This window comes from Acinetobacter sp. YH12208 (assembly GCF_013418055.1).
GTDB lineage: Bacteria > Pseudomonadota > Gammaproteobacteria > Pseudomonadales > Moraxellaceae > Acinetobacter > Acinetobacter pseudolwoffii.
In genome coordinates, this window is record NZ_VPCT01000051.1 from 1 (window position 1) to 1079 (window position 1079).

A 1079-nucleotide genomic window follows, 5' to 3' on the forward strand; every position below is an offset into this window, starting at 1 on the left:
AAATTCGGTGGCGAAGCGCGTGATTACGCTGCAATCGACTCTGCACCAGAAGAAAAAGCACGTGGTATTACAATTAATACTTCACACGTAGAATACGATTCTCCAACTCGTCACTACGCTCACGTAGACTGCCCGGGCCACGCCGATTATGTTAAAAACATGATTACTGGTGCTGCTCAGATGGACGGCGCGATCCTTGTATGTGCTGCGACTGATGGTCCTATGCCACAGACTCGTGAACACATCCTGCTTTCTCGTCAGGTAGGTGTACCTTACATCGTTGTATTCTTGAACAAATGCGACCTTGTAGATGACGAAGAGCTTCTTGAACTGGTTGAAATGGAAGTTCGTGAACTTCTTTCTACTTATGACTTCCCGGGCGATGACACTCCAGTGATCCGCGGTTCTGCACTTGCTGCACTTAACGGTGAAGCTGGTCAGTATGGCGAAGACGCTGTTGTTGCACTGGTTGAAGCACTTGACTCTTACATTCCAGAGCCAGAACGTGCAATCGACCTTCCATTCCTTATGCCAATTGAAGACGTATTCTCAATCTCTGGTCGTGGTACAGTAGTAACTGGCCGTGTAGAGACTGGTATTGTTAAAGTAGGCGAATCAGTTGAAATCGTTGGTATCCGTGATACTCAAGTAACTACAGTTACTGGTGTTGAAATGTTCCGTAAATTGCTTGACGAAGGTCGTGCAGGCGAGAACTGTGGTGTTCTTCTACGTGGTACTAAGCGTGAAGACGTACAACGTGGTCAAGTATTGACTAAACCAGGTGCGATCAAGCCACACACTAAATTCGATGCGGAAGTATACGTACTTTCTAAAGAAGAAGGTGGTCGTCACACTCCATTCCTTAACGGTTACCGTCCACAGTTCTACTTCCGTACTACGGACGTAACTGGTGCGATCGCGCTTAAAGAAGGCGTGGAAATGGTTATGCCTGGTGACAACGTTGAGATGTCAGTAGAGCTAATCCACCCAATCGCAATGGACCCAGGTCTACGTTTTGCGATCCGTGAAGGTGGTCGTACAGTGGGTGCTGGTGTAGTTGCTAAAGTAACTGCATAATC

General features: G+C 47.3%; 1 protein-coding gene. It reads left to right on the top strand.

The window, feature by feature from the left end; genetic code table 11:
- A partial coding sequence (gene tuf, locus FTU95_RS14920) for an elongation factor Tu (RefSeq protein ID WP_180078890.1) occupies window positions 1-1077 on the top strand: 1077 nt, incomplete at its 5' end.
- Between the last annotated feature and the right edge of the window lie 2 nt (window positions 1078-1079).